Below are 16,358 nucleotides of genomic sequence, written 5' to 3' on the forward strand. Positions count from 1 at the left end.
CCTCTCCGAAGAAGGTGGCTCAGCCGGTCTTGATGCGCAGGAACGTGATCGAGTGGGCGGGGAAGGTGTACGAGAAGGAGTCGTCGACGCCCCTGAACACCGACTCGACGGGTTTCACCGGCGTCTTGTCCTTGGTGTTCTCGGCGCCCGGTTCGGCGGCGAGCGTCGTCACCCTCGCCTTCCCGGCGACCTTCGCGCCCCGGCCGAGGTCGATCCGGGTGCGGGCCTCGGAGCCCTGCGCGTTGACGACCTTGACGATGAGGTCGCCGGTGGCCTTGTCGCGCGTGACGACCTGCCGGAAGGGTTCGGCGGCCTTGTCGTCCGTGAAGGAGCCCCACTTCTTCCCGTCGAGGTAGAGCGTCACCTGGCGGCCGCGCACCTCCACGCGGATGTCGTAGGCGCGGCCCGTCTCGATGGTGGTGGAGTCCTCGATCAGCGTCTGCTTGGCGCCGTCCACGCCCTTCTCGACGGCGGAGCGGGTGTTGTTCCAGCCGCCGAGGTTCCACCAGTAGTAGTTGCCGGTGTCCTTGACGCCGAAGGCGACCATGAAGCCCTCCTTGCCGGACTTCTTGGTGGCCTTCACCGTCAGGTCGTAGTTCTGCCAGCCCTTGTCGCCCGCGGTGACCAGGGTGTTCTCGGCGCTCGCGTCGGACTGGACGTAGGCGCCGTCCTCGACGGCCCACGTGCCGCGGCCCGCGGCCCTGCTCCACTTCGCGTCACCGGCGGAGAAGTCGTCGGTGAGCAGGGGCTCGCCGTCCGCTCCGGTGACCCGGACGTCGTCGTAGGCCGCGCTGGTCGCCCAGGTGGACAGGCCGACGGCGCCGGTGATGGGTCCGGAGGTCGCGGGCGTGCCGGAGGCCTCGGACGGGACGACCTCGTCGCCCACGTTGCGCATGAACAGCTTCTGCGTCTCGTAGTTGGCCGAGCCCCACGACTGGTCGTTGTCGAACCAGATCATGTCGGGCTTCCACTGCACGTAGTCCTCGTTGGCGAGCAGCGGGGCGTACGAGGCGAGCTTCACGACGTCGGCGTTGCGCTCGATGCCGGTCATGAACGCGGCCTCGGAGAGCGCGTTGCCGAAGGTGTTGCCCTGTGAGGCGTATTCGCCGAGGAAGACCTTGGGGCCCTGGCGGTCGTAGGAGTCGTAGCGGTCGTTGTTCTCCAGGAACCACTGGGGGCTGTTGTAGTAGTGCTCGTCGACCATCGCGACGTCGGCGTCGCGGTTGAGCTGCCAGGCCTTGTCGAAGACCGTGCCGCTGTCGTCGGGCCCCGAGTTGGAGACGACGGTGATCTCCGGGTGCTTCGCCTCGATGGCGGCGCGGAACTGCTTGAAGCGGGCGAAGAACTCTTCGGGGAGGTTCTCCTCGTTGCCGACGCCGAGGTGGGTGAGCTTGAACGGCTCCGGGTGGCCCATCTCGGCGCGCTTCTTGCCCCACTCGCTGCCGACGGGGCCGTTGGCGAACTCGATGAGGTCGAGGGTGTCCTGGATGTGCCGCTTCAGGAGCGCCGGGTCGTCGGTGGCCTTGTTCTGGCCGCAGCCGGTCACCAGGGCGGGCACGACGGGCAGCGGCATGGCGCCGGTGTCCTCGGCGAACTGGAAGTACTCGTAGTAGCCGAGGCCGTAGCTCTGGTTGTAGCCCCAGAAGTTCGCGTTGGTCGCGCGCTGCTCGACCGGGCCTATGGTGTCCTTCCACTGGTAGGAGCGGGCCCGCTGCCAGCCCGACTTCTCCTCGTACGCCTCGTGGCTCCCGGTGTTGACCAGACAGCCGCCGGGGAAGCGCAGGAAGCCGGGCTCCAGGGCGGCGATCTTCTCGGCGAGGTCCTTGCGCAGGCCGTTCTCGCGGCCCTTGTAGGTGTCGCGCGGGAAGAGGGAGATCTCGTCGAGCGCGACGGGCGCGCCGCCGGACGCGACCGTCAGCCGGCCCGTGGCGGAGGTGCGCTTGGCGGTGAAGGACACCTCGTGCTTGGCCCAGCCGCCCCGCGGGGCGACCCGGCGAGCGGAGGCGAGTTCGCCCGAGGCGTCGTGCAGCGTGAGGGTGAGCGGTGCGCGTCCGGCGCCGTCCGTGCGGGCCCAGACCGAGAAGTCGTAGCGCTCGCCCTTGCGCACCGCGATGCCGGTGTTGTAGCCGGAGTTGGTGACGGAGGCGTCCGCGGCCAGGGTGAGGTAGTTGCGGTTGCGCTCGTTCAGGCGGCCCCCGTCGTTCACCACCTTGGCGGCGCCCTTGGTGTCCCAAGAGGTCAGCGGCGTGTAGGAGCGGTTGTCCGCCGTGTCGTACTCGAAGGACCTGTTCTGCACGAGTTCCGCGTAGAGCCCGCCGTCGGCGGCGCGGTTGATGTCCTCGTAGAAGACGCCGTACATCGAGTCGTCGATCTTCGCGCCGGTGCGCGAGGTGTCGACGTCGATCGTGTAGTCGGTCGCCTCGGCCGCCGCGCCGGGACTGGCGGCGAGTGTGCCGGCCAGCAGGACCCCGACGGTGAGACCGAGTCTCCGTCGTCTGTGCGCCATGTCATCCCCTGTCGGGTCGTTCGTCATTTCGAACATTGGTCAACACTTCGAACAGGAAGGGAATGTAGGAAGCGGAAGGAGCGTGCGTCAACGGCTGGGACGAACCTCGAAAGAAGCGTTGACGCGGACCTCTCGCGGCCCTACGGTCGTTCGGACTGACGACCATTGTTCGACATGACGGACATACGAGAACGCCCGACGCGTGAGGACGCCCCCTCGGGAAGGGGACGTCCTCACGCGGTCGGCTGCCGGCGGTCGCCTACTTGTAGGTGATGTCCGCCGCTGTGAACTTGCAGTACGTGCCGTCGGGGCCGTGGCCCGTCTCGACCGGCTCCGCACCCGTGTTGTTGCCCTTGAAGCGGGAGCAGGTCTTGATCTTCTTGTTCTTGTCGCCGTAGACGCGGACGTTGCGCAGCGTGGCGGTGTCACCGTAGTTGGTGTTGATGCCGACGATCGACTTGCCGGGGGCGGTGACGTCGACGTCGTCGATGACGACGGCGCGCTTGTACTGCTGGGAGCAGTTGCCGCACGCGCGCACCAGCTTGCCGAAATCGGAGACCTGGAACTTGGTCACGACCAGCTTGCCCGCGCCGTTGAACTGCAGGACCTTGTCGTCGGCCTTGCGCGCGCCGCCGCCCTTGACGGTGTACGTGGAGCTCGCCGACTTGCCCTTGAACGTGGCGGCGTCCTCGCCGACGTCCTCCCACCACACGTTCTCCAGCGTGCAGCTGCCCTGGCAGTGGATGCCGTCGGCGGCGGGCGAGCCGATGATGACGTTCTTCAGGGTGGCCCCGTCCTTCAGCTTGAAGATCGGGTCCTGGCCCTCGCCCTGGCCGTCGCCGCCGAGGTCGCCGCTGCCGTAGAAGCGCTTGAGCCCGCCGTCGCGGGTGCCGGAGACCTCGATGGTCTCGGGCACCGCCTGCTTGCCCCTGGCCTCCGGCCAGGCCGTGGCCGCCTCCGCGGACGTCGTCATGACGGAGGTGGTGACGAGGGCGGCACCGGTCAGGCCGAGCGCCGCGACGCCGCCGATGAGGGCGCGGCGGCGGGTCCGGCTGCGGCGGTGGCGTGTGCGCCCGTTGGCTGGTGAAGTCATGTCCGGGTTCCTTCGGTGGTCAGAAGTGTGCGTCTTCTGGTCGCCGCCCGCCGGGGAAGGGTTGCCGCCCTCCGAAAAAAATGATCAAGCCGGGGAATCAGTCCTCCTGCGGGGCGAAGTCGCCCTTCCACTGGGTCCGTTCGCCCTTGGCGCCCGCCGCGATCCGGTAGCGGTCCCCGTGCGCGTCCCGCTTCCCGTCCGGGTGGTTGTACTGCCCGGCGAACGTGTGCTCGCCCACCGGCACCGTCCGCCCGGCCTTCAGCGTCCACCGGTAGACGAGGAAGCCCTCCCGCTCCCCCACCGCGACGTCGAAGTCCTCCTCCGGGAGCGAGCGCCAGTTGCCGGTGTCCTCGACCTTCGCGGCCCCGTCCACGCGCAGCTCCACGGTGAGCGAGGTCAGCGGCTTCCTCGCCTTGAGGGTGATCTCACCCTGCGACCAGTACTCGCTCGACCCGGGGTCGACGGACCCGTCCGCCCAGAGCAGTTCCGCCGCGGGCACCTCGGTGGAGGTGCGCGGCGGGTCGGCGGGCCGCGAGGACGCGCCGCCGGACGGGGGCCGGGCCGACTTCGGGGGCCCGGAAGCCGGCGGCGTGGCCGGGGTGCCGCTGGGGCGGCGGGTCGGCGGCGCGGGGTCGTGCTCGCGCTCGCTCGCCGCGGGGGGCGGCGTGTCGGGCGTCGCGGTGGTCGCCACGGAACTCCGGCCGGCCTCGTCGGCGCGCAGGGCCGATGCCACGCCGTACCCGCCGACCGCGCAGACGCCGGCCGCGGCGGCCGTCGCCGTCACCGCGCGCAGCCAGGACGCGCCCGCCCTGCGGGACGCCTTCGACTGCCGCTCGGGCCGCGGCCCCGCCGCCATGCCCTGCTCGACGCGGGCGCGCATCCGCTCCCGGTCGGGGCGGTGTGCCTGGGCGGCGCCGCGCAGCCGCCTGCGCACCTCGTTGTCGTCGTCCCTCATGTGCTTCCCCCCGTGTCCGCCGTGACGGCGCGCACCCGTTCCCACGCGGCCTGCGGGCCGAGGCGCCGCTGCAGCTCCGCCATGCCCTTCGACGTCTGGCTCTTCACCGTACCCACCGAGATGCCGAGGGCCTGGGCGGTGTCCTTCTCGGAGAGGTCGAAGGCGTGCCGCAGCACCACGCAGGCCCGCTTGCGGAAGGGCAGCGCGCGCAGCGCGTCCCGCACGTCGACCACGGCGGGGATGTCGGGGTCCGCCACGTCCTCGCCCCGGCCCGACCAGAAGAGCGTGACGCGGCGGCGCTCGCGAACGGCGCTGCGGATGCGGCTGCGCGCCATGTTCGCGACGACGCCCCTGGCGTAGGCCGCGGGGTGGTCGGCGGCACGCACCCGGTCCCAGCGGTGCCAGAGCGCGAGCAGCGCGTCGGCCGCCAGATCGTCCGCGCCATCTGCCTCGCCCGTCAACAGGTGTGCCAGGCGGGCGAGTTCGGCATAGTGCCGCTCGAAGAAGGCATGGAACTCGGCGGCCGCGTCGTCGGCGGCCGAAGGCATAGGTGTCCTCTCTTCCACGGTCCCCGGCGCGGCGCCCACGGTGGGGCGCGCCGGTCTGCCCGTATCGGAATCGCGCACTCTAGCCGGTCTCCGGGACCGTGAAGACATCGGGCAGGGTCACCTCCGTCTCCCCGTGGGCGGACACGCGCCCGTCGGCGGTGCGGACGCGGAAGGGCCGAGTGACGCCCGTGGCGCGGACGTTGACGCCGTCGCCGTGCCGGGTGGCGCGGAAGGTCGCGGCGGGGCGTCCTCGCAGGTCGGGTACGGTGACCTCGACGTCGTACGTGCTGCCGGGCGCCGTCTCGGGGGTGGCGAGCAGCGTCGGCTCCGCCAGCCAGTCGCCGTCGGGGCGTCGCTCGTCGGAGCCGAGCGGCAGCAGGGCGCCCGGGCGCACGTACAGCGGGAGGCTGTCGAAGCCGTGGGTCTCGCGGCGCCAGCCGGGGCCCCGGACGCGCTCTCCGGTGAGCAGGTGGGTCCAGGTGCCCTCGGGCAGGTAGAACTCCACGTCGCCCTCGGCGCTGAAGACGGGGGCGACGAGCAGGTCGGGGCCGAGCATGTATTGCCGGTCCAGGGTGCGGCAGGCCGGGTCGGCGGGGAACTCCAGGAGCATCGGCCGCATCACGGGCACGCCGTCGCGGTGGGCCTCGGCCGCGGCCCCGTACAGGTAGGGCATGAGCCGGTGCTTGAGGCGGGTGAACTTCCGCGCCACGTCGACCGCTTCGTCCCCGAACGCCCACGGCACCCGGTAGGAGACGTTGCCGTGCAGGCGGCTGTGCGAGGACAGCAGGCCGAAGGCGAGCCAGCGCTTGAAGACCACCGGGTCGGGAGTGCCCTCGAAGCCGCCGATGTCGTGGCTCCAGAAGCCGAAGCCGCTGAGCGAGAGCGAGAGGCCGCCGCGCAGCGACTCGGCCATGGCCCCGAGCGAGGCGAAGCAGTCACCGCCCCAGTGCACGGGGAACTGCTGGCCGCCCGCGGTGGCGGAGCGGGCGAACAGGACGGCCTCGCCGGCTCCCCGCTCCTTCTCCAGGACCTCGAAGACCGTGCTGTTGTAGAGCTGCGTGTAGTAGTTGTGCATGCGCTCGGGGTCGGAGCCGTCGTGCCAGACGACGTCGGTGGGCACCCGCTCGCCGAAGTCGGTCTTGAAGCAGTCGACGCCCTGGTCCAGCAGGTCCCGCAGCTGGTCGGCGTACCAGGCGCGGGCGGCCGGGTCGGTGAAGTCGACCAGCGCCATGCCGGGTTGCCACAGGTCCCACTGCCAGATGTCGCCGTTCGGCCGCTTGACGAGGTGCCCCTTGGCGGCGGCCTCGGCGAAGAGCGCGGACTTCTGCGCGATGTAGGGGTTGATCCACACGCTCACCCGCAACCCGCGCTCGCGCAGCCGCTTCAGCATGGCCCGCGGGTCGGGGAAGACGGCGGGGTCCCAGCGGAAGTCGGTCCACTGGTGCTCGCGCATCCAGAAGCAGTCGAAGTGGAAGACGCTGAGCGGCAAATCGCGTGCGGCCATGCCGTCGACGAAGCCGGTGACCGTCTCCTCGTCGTAGTCGGTGCAGAAGGAGGTGGAGAGCCAGAGACCGAAGGACCAGGCGGGCGGCAGGGCGGGGCGGCCGGTGAGCGCGGTGTAGCGGCGCAGGACGTCCTTGGGGGTGGGTCCGGCGATGACGTAGTACTCGACCGACTGGTCCTCGACGCTGAACTGGACCTGTCCGACCGCCTCGGAGCCGATCTCGTAGGAGACCTTGCCGGGGTGGTTGACGAAGACGCCGTAGCCGCGGGAGGAGAGGTGGAAGGGGACGTTCTTGTACGCCTGCTCGCTGCTGGTGCCGCCGTCGGCCTGCCAGATGTCGACGCTCTGGCCGTTCCTGACGAACGGGGTGAAGCGCTCGCCGAGCCCGTACAGGCACTCGCCCACCCCGAGGGCGAGTTGGGTGACCATGTGGTGGGCGCCGTCGGGCGTCGTGGCGAAGCCGGCGCCCCTGCGCTCCACGGCGGTCAGCGCGCGCCCCTCGGCGTCGAGGAACTCCATGCCCCAGGGGCCCGCGGTGTCCAGGCGGAGGGTGAGCGGCCCGCTGGCGAGTTCGACGACGGCGCCCTCGCGGGAGACGCGCCCCGCGCTCCCCGTGGCCTCGACCCCGAAGTCGGGGCCGCGCCGGGCCTTCCCCGCGTGGTGCACGGACCGCACACCGATCACTCCCTCGGCGGGCGAGAAGCACTCGACGGTGATGAGGGCCGAGTTGAGGGTGTCGCCGCGCTCCCGCACCGGTCGCACGGCGGCGTAGGCGGTGAACCGCCCCTCGCCCTCCTCGACGTCGCGCACCTCGGTGGCGTACGAGGCGTTCACCCCGTCACGCATCAGCCAGAATCCGTCGGTGAACTTCATGCGGTGTCTCCCCGCTCTGCGGTGCCGGTGAAGGTCAGGCGTGCGAGCCTGACGGGGCCGCGCAGCCGTACGCGCAGGTCGCGCACGCCGGACACGGCGAACCCCGAGGCACACGAGGTGTAGTCGTACACACCGCCGGTGCGCGGCACGGTGACGGTGGTGGCGGTGCTGCCCGCGATGAGGTCGACGGCGCCCTCGCCCGCCGCCTCGACCGTGACGGCGGCGGTCCCCTCGCCGAAGTCGCAGGCGTGGAAGTGCAGCTCCCCGACGCCGCCGTCGAGGGCCCGCACGGCGTCGCCCGACGTTCTGCTCCGGTCGACGATCTCGGTGCCGCGCTGGGCGTCGTAGCCGACGGCCGCCAGGCCGGCCCCCTGTACCGGCCTGGCGTCGATGGCGTGCCCTTCGAGGTCGACGGGCACGGACAGGCGGATGTCCCGGCTCGACGCACCCGCCTGTAGTTCGTGGGTGCCCGGCGCCACCGTCCAGCGGTCGTGCCGCACGTCCCAGAACCCCAGGTCGGTCACGGGCACCCGGAACACCAGCCGCTGCCGTGCCCCCGGGGCGAGGGTGACGCGGCGGTGGCCGACGAGCCGCCGGTGCGGCAGATCCACGACGGCCCGGCGGGGTGCGCGGGCGTAGAGCTGCGCCACCTCGTCGGCGGTGCGGGACCCGGTGTTGGCAACGGTGAACGCGGCGTCCAGGGTGTCGCCGTCGCGCTCGGCCGCGAGGTCGCCGTACGCGAAGGAGGAGTAGCCGAGGCCGTGCCCGAAGGGGTAGAGCGGGGTGCCGTCGAAGTAGAGGTAGGTCTGCCGGGAGCCGATGATGTCGTAGTCGAACAGGCCGGGCAGGTCGGTGTCGGCGGCGTACCAGGTCTGCGGGAGGCGGCCCGCCGGGGAGACGTCACCGGCGATCACGCGGGCGAGCGCCGTGCCCCCCGCCTGCCCGCCGTGCGCGGTCCACAGCAGCGCGGGCAGCTCGGCGTGGGCGTCGGCGACCGCGTAGGGGTAGGCGCTGACCAGGGCGAGCGCGGTGCGCGGCTGCGCGGCACGGGCCGCGCGCCACAGCCGCTCCTGGTGCGGCGGCAGGGCGAGGGTGGTGCGGTCCTGGGTCTCGCGGCCGTTGATGTGCGGATCGTTGCCCGCGACGACGATCACGGTGTGGGCGGCGGCGGCCACACGGCGCACCGCGTCCTCCCCGCGCTCCAGGACCTCGACCGTGACGGCCTCGGCGCGGCCGGCGGGCACGGGTTCGCCGTCCTCGGCAACCTTCACGCCGCCGGCGGCGACTGAGACGTACCCACCCGTCCCGATGTGCCGGAGGAGGTGCCCGTCCCCGTGCCCGTCCCCGTCCCCACGCCCGTCACCGCGCTCGCCCCCGCTCCCCTCCCCCTGCCCCACCAGCTCGAACGTCTCCTGCACCACCCAGCCGCCCGGCTGGTCGGCCGACGCCCGCACGAAGCCGTCACCGGCCACGGAGAGGTACCGCCCGTCCGGCGCCCGCAGCGTCCACGCCCCCTCGCCCCAGTCGACGAGGGCGAACTCGGTGGCCTGTGCGCCGTCCCCGGTGACGGCCAGCGGCGGCAGGTCGGTGCGGCCCGGCACGAGCGCCGGGTCCAGGGCGCCCCCCGCGGCTCGCGCCAGGGCGGCGGCGCCGGACGCGGGCACGCGCAGCCAGCCGCCCGCGCACTTCAGGCGCACCCGGTCCGCGCCCTCGGCGAAGGTCACCCGGTCGGCGCCGAAGCGGTCGCGCAACCCGTCGAGCAGGGAGCTGCGGCGGATCAGGGTGCCGCTGTACCAGTCGGCCTTGCACTCGTCGGCGAGGATTCCGACGACCGCGACGCGGGCGTCCCCGGCGGGGGGCGCGAGGGGCAGCAGGCCGTCGTTCTTGAGCAGGACGACGGCCTGCTCGGCGGCCTCGCGGGCCAGCTCCCGGTGTGCCGCCATGTCGACGCCGCGCGCGTCCGTCACCTCGTACGGGCCGCCGTCGGGGTCGAACTCGCCGAGCCGGAAGCGGACGGTGAGGTGCCTGCGCACGGCCGTCTCGACGTCGGCCCCGGTCAGCAGGGTGCGGGCCAGCGCGCGCCGCAGGCGGCCCACGATGATCCCCGGGTCGGTCCCGTGGTCGGTGAAGCTGTCGACGCCGGCGAGGAGCGCCGCGGCGACGGCCTCCTCGTGGGTGTCGAAGTAGTGCTGCGAGTCGACGAGGTTGCTCGGCGCGCCCGCGTCGGAGCAGACCAGCAGCTCCTCGTCGGTCCAGCGCCGCAACTCCCCGCGCAGATGGGGCGATACGTGGTTGGGGCGGCCGTTCACGAGGTTGTAGGCGGGCATCACCCCGGCGACGGCGCCCGCCTCGACGGCGGTGCGGAAGGCGCGCAGGTCGTACTCGTGCAGGACGCGCGGCCGGACGGAGGCGTTCGCGGTGTCCCGCAGCGTCTCGTTGTTGTGCGCGAGCCAGTGCTTGAGGACCGGCGCGGTGCGCCAGTACGTCGGGTGGTCGCCGCGCAGGCCGCGGGTGAACGCGGCGGCGAGGGCGGAGGTCAGGTGCGGGTCCTCCGCGTAGCCCTCCTCGTTCCTGCCCCACAGCGGATGGCGCAGCAGGTTGACAGTGGGCGCCCAGACGTTGAGGCCGACGCGGGGGTCGCGCGAGCGCATGGCACGCGCCTCGACGGCGACGGCCTCGCCGACCCTGCGCAGGAGGCCGTCGTTCCAGGTCGCGCCCAGCCCGACTGCCTGTGGGAAGACCGTCGCCCGGCCCATCCAGGCGACGCCGTGCAGGGCCTCCTGGCCGGTGCGGAACGCCGCGACGCCGAGCCGGTCGACGGCGGGCGCGTACTGGTGCAGCAGCGTGACGCGCTCGTCGGCCGTCAGGCGGGACAGCAGATCGTCCACGCGCTTGTCCAGCGGCAGTCCGGGATCGCGGAACGGGGGCGGGCTCTCGGTCACGTGCGGGTCCCCTCGGCGGGCGGCGGCTGGGCGGTGAAACGGAAGACGCATTCCTCGAAGCGCTTCGATGCTCTTGGCTGTCCCACCACATGTCAAGACGAGCGACACGACCCACGGCAACCGGCCCCCATCGCTATGGAGAGCCCAACTCCGTTGCAATGACGAGCAATTCGCGTACGACTCTTGTGACGTCCGAGGCGGTCACCTAGCCTCGCTGCAACATCGAAGCGCTTCGAAAGCCGACCGGCGGTCACTGCCGCGTGTCAGGGCGCGCGCCACGAAGGGTTGAGCAATGACGTCGAACTCCCCCTCCACAGGCTCCGGACCCGACCGGAGAACGTTCCTCGCCTCCTCCGGGCTCGCCGCGCTCGCCGTGGCCGGCGGGGCACCGCTGCTCACGGCCTGCGGGGGCGGCGGGTCGAAGAACGAGGGCGCCACGACGGGGAAGAAGCTCAAGGACCTGCTCCCGGCGTACGTCGCCTCGGACCTCGTCGCCCCGGACATCCCGGCCAGGAACGGCTCGGCCGCGGGTTTCACCAAGGCCCTGCCCGCGGCCGAGCTCAAGACGTCGGTGCCGAAGAAGCTGGGCAGGGGCGGCGAGTTCACCGTCATGGCGCCGATCTGGGGGAACGTGCCCAAACAGGGCAACCCCTACTGGAAGGCCATGGACGAGGCGGCGGGCGTCCGCGTCACCTGGCAGAACCAGCAGGGTGACACCTACGGCCAGAAACTCGGCGCCGTCCTCGCCTCCAGCGGCGTCCCGGACGCCGTGGTGGTGCCCGGCTGGGAGCTGACCGGCAAGATACCGAGCGCCATCGCCAACAAGTTCGCCGACCTCGGCCCCTATCTGAGCGGCGACAGGGTCGAGCAGTACCCGAACCTCGCCGCGATCCCCACCGGCGCCTGGCGGCGCTCCGTCTTCGGCGGCAAGCTGCGCGGACTGCCGATGCCCGCCGCCACCACGCCGAACATCGCGCCCTTCTACCGCACGGACCTCTTCGAGGAGGAGGGGCTCGAAGCGCCCACCAGCGCCCAGGAGTTCTACGACCTGTGCAAGCAGCTCAACGCGCCCGGGAGCAAGGTGTGGGCGTGCGGCGACATGACCTGGGCCGCCTGGAACATCTTCGGCGTGCTGCCGGAGAAGCCGTACTACTGGCAGCTCGTCGACGGCAAGCTCGTCAACCGCTACGAGACCGACGCCTACCTCGAAGCCCTGGAGTGGTCGCGCAAGCTCTACTCCGCCGGCTTCGTCCACCCCGACGCGAAGGCCGAGACCGGCAGCATCGGCGACCTGTGTGCCGCCGGCAAGGTGTGGATGTACTGCCAGGACCTGTCCGACTGGTACGGCAAGGCCGCCGTGCAGCGCGTGGAGGACAAGAAGTTCCGCATGGAGGCGTTCGACTACTTCGCCCCCGACGGCGGCGACCCCACCCTGTACGCGCGCCCACCGGCCGACATCTGGACGTTCATCAGCGAGAAGGCCGACGAGAGGACCGTCCGCGACATCCTCGCCCTCGCCGACTTCACGGCGGCGCCCTACGGCTCCAAGGAGCAGCGCCTGCGGATGTACGGCGTCGAGGGCGTCCACCACACCTACGAGGACGGGGTGCTCACCAAGAACGGCAAGGGCAACGACGAGGTGTTCTCCACCTACGAGTACCTCGCCTCCCCCGCGCCCTTCGTCGCCTACGCCGATCTGCCCGACGTCACCCGCGGCATGGTCCGGTGGCAGCAGCGGCAGGGCGAGCACACGAGGAAGCCGCTCTTCCACGGCATGATGATCATCGAGCCGACGCGGTACACCGAGCTGAACGCCGAGTTCGAGGACCTGGAGAAGGACGTCGTGCGCGGCCGCAAGAAGGTCTCCGACATGCAGCGCGCCGCCTCGGACTGGAAGTCGGGCGGCGGCGACAAGCTGCGCGACTGGTACCGCGAGCTCCTGGACGAGACCGGCGACTCGGCGGCCTGAGATGGCACACACCACAGCCGGGGCGCGCGGCGCCACGGACGAGAAGGCGCCCGACCCGCCCGGCCGTCCGCCCCGCTCCCGCGCTTCCCGCGCCGCGCGCGCCTGCGGTGCGCGCGAGGCCGGCGGCCGCGTCCCGCTGCGCCACCGGCTGCGCCGCGACCGGGTCCTGCTCCTGATGGTCCTTCCCGCGCTGCTTCTCCTGCTCGTCTTCACCTACGTGCCGCTGATCGGCAACGTCGTCGCCTTCCAGGACTACGACCCCTACATCGCGGACAACGCCTTCCAGGCCATGTCGCAGAGCCCGTGGATCGGCTTCGAGCACTTCCGGCACATGGCGGAGGACCGGCTGTTCTGGCAGGCGGTCAGGAACACCTTCGCCATCTTCGCGATCCAGCTCACGCTGTTCTTCCCGGTGCCGGTCCTGCTAGCGCTGTTCGTCAACAGCTTCGTGCGGCCCCGGGTGCGGGCCGTCGCCCAGGCGATCCTGTACCTGCCGCACTTCTTCTCCTGGGTCCTGGTCATCACCGTCTTCCAGCAGATGTTCGGCGGGGCGGGCCTCGTCGCCCAGGTGCTGCGGGACCACGGGCACGACGGCTTCGACCTCATGACCGACCCGGGGCTGTTCAAGTTCCTCGTCACCTTCGAGATGGTGTGGAAGGACGCGGGGTGGGGCGTCATCGTCTTCCTCGCCGCGCTCGCCGCGGTCAGCCCCGAGCTGTACGAGGCCGCCGCGATGGACGGCGCGAACCGCTGGCGGCGCATGTGGCACATCCAGCTGCCGGCGCTGCGCCCGGTCGTGGCGCTGCTGCTCGTGCTCCAGGTCGGCAACGCGCTCACGGTCGGCTTCGAGCAGATCCTGCTCCAGCGCGCGGCGGTGGGCCCCTCCGCCTCCGAGGTCCTCGACACCTACGTGTGGAACACCGGCCTGGACAACGGCAACTTCGGCTACGGCGCCGCCATCGGCATCGTCAAGGGGGTCTTCGGCCTCCTGATGGTGCTCGCGGCCAACAAGGCCGCCCATCTGATGGGCGAGCAGGGGGTGTACAAGCGGTGAGCGTGCTGAACCTCGGCATCAAGCCGGGCAGCAGGTCCGGGCTGCGCCCGGTGTGGGAGGAGCCGCCGACCCGCGCCGGCCTCGCCACCAAGGGGGTGACGCTGGCCCTGGTCTGCCTCGCCGTCCTCTTCCCCGTGTGGGTGGTGGTCGTCACCAGCCTCTCCTCGGTGCGCACGATCACCGAGACGGGCGGCCTGGTGGTGATCCCGCGCGGCGTCACCTTCCTCCACTACCAGGAGCTGCTGAGCGGCGGCCAGGTGTCCCGGGCCGCGCTGGTCAGCGTCGGCGTCACGGTCGTCGGCACCCTCTTCAGCATGGTGGTGTCCGTCCTGTGCGCCTACGGCCTCTCACGGCCCGGGTCCGTGCTGCACCGGCCGATCCTGCTGGTCGTCGTCGCCACGATGTTCTTCGGGGCGGGGCTCATCCCCACCTACCTGGTGGTGCAGGGGCTCGGCCTGACCGACAGCTATCTGTCGCTGATCCTGCCGAGCGCCCTGAACGTCTTCAACATCCTGGTCCTGCGGGCGTTCTTCATGGGAACGGCGCAGGAGCTGATCGAGAGCGCCCGCATCGACGGCGCGGGCGACCTGCGCATCCTGTGGCGGATCGTCATGCCGCTCTCGCGCGCGGTGATCGCGGTGATCACCCTCTTCTACGCGGTGGGGTACTGGAGCGCGTGGTTCAACGCGTCCATCTACCTCAGCGACCCGGACATGATGCCGCTGCAGAACGTCATGCAGCAGCTCGTGATCAAGCAGCAGCGGCCGAGCGGCCTCGGCCAGGCCATCACCACCGGGCACCTGTCGCCGCTCGCCATCCAGATGGCCGTGATGGTCCTGGCGCTGCTCCCGGTCGCCGTCCTCTCGCCGTTCGTGCAGCGGCACTTCAGACAAGGCATGCTCACCGGCGCCGTGAAGGGCTGATCCCACCGATGCCTTCCCTCGACGACACCACCCGCGGCCGCGTCCTGTTCGGCGGCGACTACAACCCCGAGCAGTGGCCCGAGGAGGTCTGGCACGACGACGTCGCGCTGATGCGCGAGGCGTCGGTCACCTCCGTCACCCTCGGCGTCTTCTCCTGGGCCAGGCTCGAACCCCGGCCGGGAGCACGGGACTTCGGCTGGCTCGACCGGCTGATGGACCTCATGGACGCGCACGGCATCGGCGTCGTCCTCGCCACGCCGACCTCCGCTCCCCCGCCGTGGCTCGGCCGGCTCCACCCCGAGACGCTGCCCCGCGACGAGAACGGGCGGATCGAGTGGTGGGGCTCGCGCCAGCACTTCGCGCACTCCAGCGCCGTCTACCGCTGTCACGCCGCCGCCATCACCGAGGACCTGGCCGCGCGCTACGCCCACCACCCGGCGCTGCGCATGTGGCACATCAACAACGAATACTGCACCTACGACTGGGGCGACGAGGCGGCGGCCGCCTTCCGCCGCTGGCTGCGGGCGCGGTACACCTCGCTCGGCGCGCTCAACACCGCGTGGGGCACCGCCTTCTGGGGGCAGGGTTACGACGACTGGCAGGAGGTCCTGCCGCCGCGCCGCGCCCACTACCGGAAGAACCCCACTCACGTGCTGGACTTCAAGCGCTTCACGTCGGACGCGCTCCTCGAGTGCTTCCTCGCCGAGCGCGACATCGTCCGCGCCCACACCCCGCACCTGCCGGTGACGACCAACTTCATGCCGCTCTGGTCGGGCCAGGACGGCTGGAGGTGGGCGGCCGAGGAGGACGTGGTGTCGGTGGACGTCTACCCCGACCCCAAGGACCCGCTGGGCGGCCGGCACGGCGCCCTCGTCCAGGACCTCACGCGCTCGCAGGCCGGCGGCGGCCCGTGGATGCTGATGGAGCAGGCGGCGGGGCCCGTCGACTGGCGCGGTGTGAACCACCCCAAGCCGGCCGGGCTGAACCGCCTCTGGTCCTGGCAGGCCGTGGCGCGCGGCGCGGACGCCGTCTGCTACTTCCAGTGGCGGCAGTCCCGGCAGGGCGCGGAGAAGTTCCACTCGGGCATGGTCGGCCACGCGGGCGCGGAGAGCCGCACCTTCCAGGAGGTGAAGCGCCTGGGCGCCGAGCTGGCGCGGCTCGGCGGCGAGGTGAGCGGCGGGCGCGTCCCCGCGGATGTGGCCGTCCTGCACGACTGGGAATCCTGGTGGGCGGGGCAACAGGAGGGCCGCCCCTCCGACCTGCTCGACCACGCGGAGGTGCTGACGGCGTGGCACGGCGCCCTGTGGGACGCGCACCTGGTGGCCGACTTCGCCCACCCCGCGCACGACCTGTCCCCGTACAAGCTGGTCGTCGTCCCGCACCTGTACCTCCTCACCGACACCGCGATCGACAACCTCATCGCGTACGCGCAGGGCGGCGGCAGCCTGGTCTGCGGCTTCTTCACCGGGGTGGCCGATCACGACGACCGGGTGCGGCCCGGCGGCATGGACGCCCGGCTCCGGGCCCTCCTCGGCATCCGCGCCGTGCGCGAGTGGTGGCCGCTCGACGCCGGTGAGAGCGTCGACTGCGGGGAGTTCACGGGCACCCTGTGGTCGGAGGAGCTGGTCCCCGCGCGGGACGCCGTGCCGGAGGCCTCCTACCGGGGCGGCGAGCTCGACGGCAGGCCCGCGGTGCTGCGCCGGGGCCGTGCCCGGTACGTCTCCACGCTTCCCGCGCCCGCCGCCCTGCGCGACCTGCTGGCGCGGGCGGCGGCCCAGGCGGGCGCACGGCCTCCGCTCGACGCCCTCCCCCGGGGAGTGGAGGCCGTGCGCCGCGGTGACCTGCTGTTCCTGCTGCACCACGGCCGCGGCGAGGTGCGCGTCCGCGTGCCGGGGCGCCACCGCGAGCTGCTGTCCGGCGACACCGTCGAGGGGGCGCTCACGCTCGGCCGCCACGGGGTGGCGGTGCTGCGGGAGGCCGCCCCGCGGTGA

10 protein-coding genes are annotated in these 16,358 nt (G+C 71.9%); 4 read left to right on the top strand and 6 right to left on the bottom strand.

Features of this window, described 5'->3' with window-relative positions:
• Positions 1-19 precede the first annotated feature (19 nt).
• The 6 genes from DCW30_RS24270 to DCW30_RS24295 all read right to left on the bottom strand — a co-directional run bounded on the left by DCW30_RS24270 (position 20) and on the right by DCW30_RS24295 (position 10,421).
• A complete protein-coding gene (locus tag DCW30_RS24270) occupies positions 20-2,506 on the bottom strand; it encodes an alpha-L-arabinofuranosidase C-terminal domain-containing protein (protein ID WP_076683472.1) in 2,487 nt (828 codons plus the stop codon).
• Between the two features lie 259 nt (positions 2,507-2,765).
• Positions 2,766-3,599 (bottom strand): pectate lyase, encoded by an 834-nt coding sequence (locus tag DCW30_RS24275; RefSeq protein WP_076683474.1) that lies wholly within the window; start codon positions 3,597-3,599, stop codon positions 2,766-2,768.
• 97 nt (positions 3,600-3,696) lie between these two features.
• Complete coding sequence (locus DCW30_RS24280) at positions 3,697-4,554, bottom strand: hypothetical protein (protein ID WP_076683476.1); 858 nt, start codon at positions 4,552-4,554, stop codon at positions 3,697-3,699.
• Positions 4,551-5,102, bottom strand: coding sequence for a SigE family RNA polymerase sigma factor (locus tag DCW30_RS24285; protein ID WP_076683477.1), 552 nt, complete (start codon positions 5,100-5,102; stop codon positions 4,551-4,553). The genes DCW30_RS24280 and DCW30_RS24285 overlap by 4 nt, the downstream gene beginning before the upstream one ends.
• Positions 5,103-5,181: 79 nt before the next feature.
• Positions 5,182-7,479 carry an alpha-xylosidase gene (gene yicI, locus DCW30_RS24290; RefSeq protein ID WP_076683479.1) on the bottom strand — a complete coding sequence of 766 codons (2,298 nt, stop codon included), beginning with the start codon at positions 7,477-7,479 and terminating at the stop codon, positions 5,182-5,184.
• The gene (locus tag DCW30_RS24295; protein ID WP_076683481.1) at positions 7,476-10,421 is read right to left on the bottom strand and encodes a glycoside hydrolase family 3 C-terminal domain-containing protein; all 2,946 of its coding nucleotides are present in this window, start codon (positions 10,419-10,421) and stop codon (positions 7,476-7,478) included. The genes yicI and DCW30_RS24295 overlap by 4 nt, the downstream gene beginning before the upstream one ends.
• 292 nt (positions 10,422-10,713) lie before the next feature.
• Between DCW30_RS24295 and DCW30_RS24300 the strand changes: the two genes are divergently transcribed.
• Genes DCW30_RS24300 through DCW30_RS24315 form a run of 4 tightly spaced genes read left to right on the top strand, consistent with a single transcriptional unit; the run spans position 10,714 to position 16,358 of the window.
• A complete protein-coding gene (locus DCW30_RS24300; RefSeq protein WP_076683485.1) occupies positions 10,714-12,390 on the top strand; it encodes an extracellular solute-binding protein in 1,677 nt (558 codons plus the stop codon).
• Between the two features lies 1 nt (position 12,391).
• The gene (locus DCW30_RS24305; protein ID WP_076683493.1) at positions 12,392-13,444 is read left to right on the top strand and encodes an ABC transporter permease; all 1,053 of its coding nucleotides are present in this window, start codon (positions 12,392-12,394) and stop codon (positions 13,442-13,444) included.
• Entirely contained in the window at positions 13,441-14,367 is a 927-nt protein-coding gene (locus DCW30_RS24310) for a carbohydrate ABC transporter permease (RefSeq protein ID WP_076683494.1), read from the top strand. Before DCW30_RS24305 ends, DCW30_RS24310 begins: the two co-directional genes overlap by 4 nt.
• 8 nt (positions 14,368-14,375) lie before the next feature.
• Complete coding sequence (locus tag DCW30_RS24315) at positions 14,376-16,358, top strand: beta-galactosidase (RefSeq protein ID WP_076683495.1); 1,983 nt, start codon at positions 14,376-14,378, stop codon at positions 16,356-16,358.

This window comes from Streptomyces alfalfae, assembly GCF_004127445.1.
Lineage (GTDB): Bacteria > Actinomycetota > Actinomycetes > Streptomycetales > Streptomycetaceae > Streptomyces > Streptomyces alfalfae.

Coding starts and splice junctions, on each gene's coding strand:
- DCW30_RS24270 (WP_076683472.1), bottom strand. CDS start 2,506: ATGGCGCACAGACGACGGAGACTCGGTCTCACCGTCGGGGTCCTGCTG.
- DCW30_RS24275 (WP_076683474.1), bottom strand. CDS start 3,599: ATGACTTCACCAGCCAACGGGCGCACACGCCACCGCCGCAGCCGGACC.
- DCW30_RS24280 (WP_076683476.1), bottom strand. CDS start 4,554: ATGAGGGACGACGACAACGAGGTGCGCAGGCGGCTGCGCGGCGCCGCC.
- DCW30_RS24285 (WP_076683477.1), bottom strand. CDS start 5,102: ATGCCTTCGGCCGCCGACGACGCGGCCGCCGAGTTCCATGCCTTCTTC.
- yicI (WP_076683479.1), bottom strand. CDS start 7,479: ATGAAGTTCACCGACGGATTCTGGCTGATGCGTGACGGGGTGAACGCC.
- DCW30_RS24300 (WP_076683485.1), top strand. CDS start 10,714: ATGACGTCGAACTCCCCCTCCACAGGCTCCGGACCCGACCGGAGAACG.
- DCW30_RS24305 (WP_076683493.1), top strand. CDS start 12,392: ATGGCACACACCACAGCCGGGGCGCGCGGCGCCACGGACGAGAAGGCG.
- DCW30_RS24315 (WP_076683495.1), top strand. CDS start 14,376: ATGCCTTCCCTCGACGACACCACCCGCGGCCGCGTCCTGTTCGGCGGC.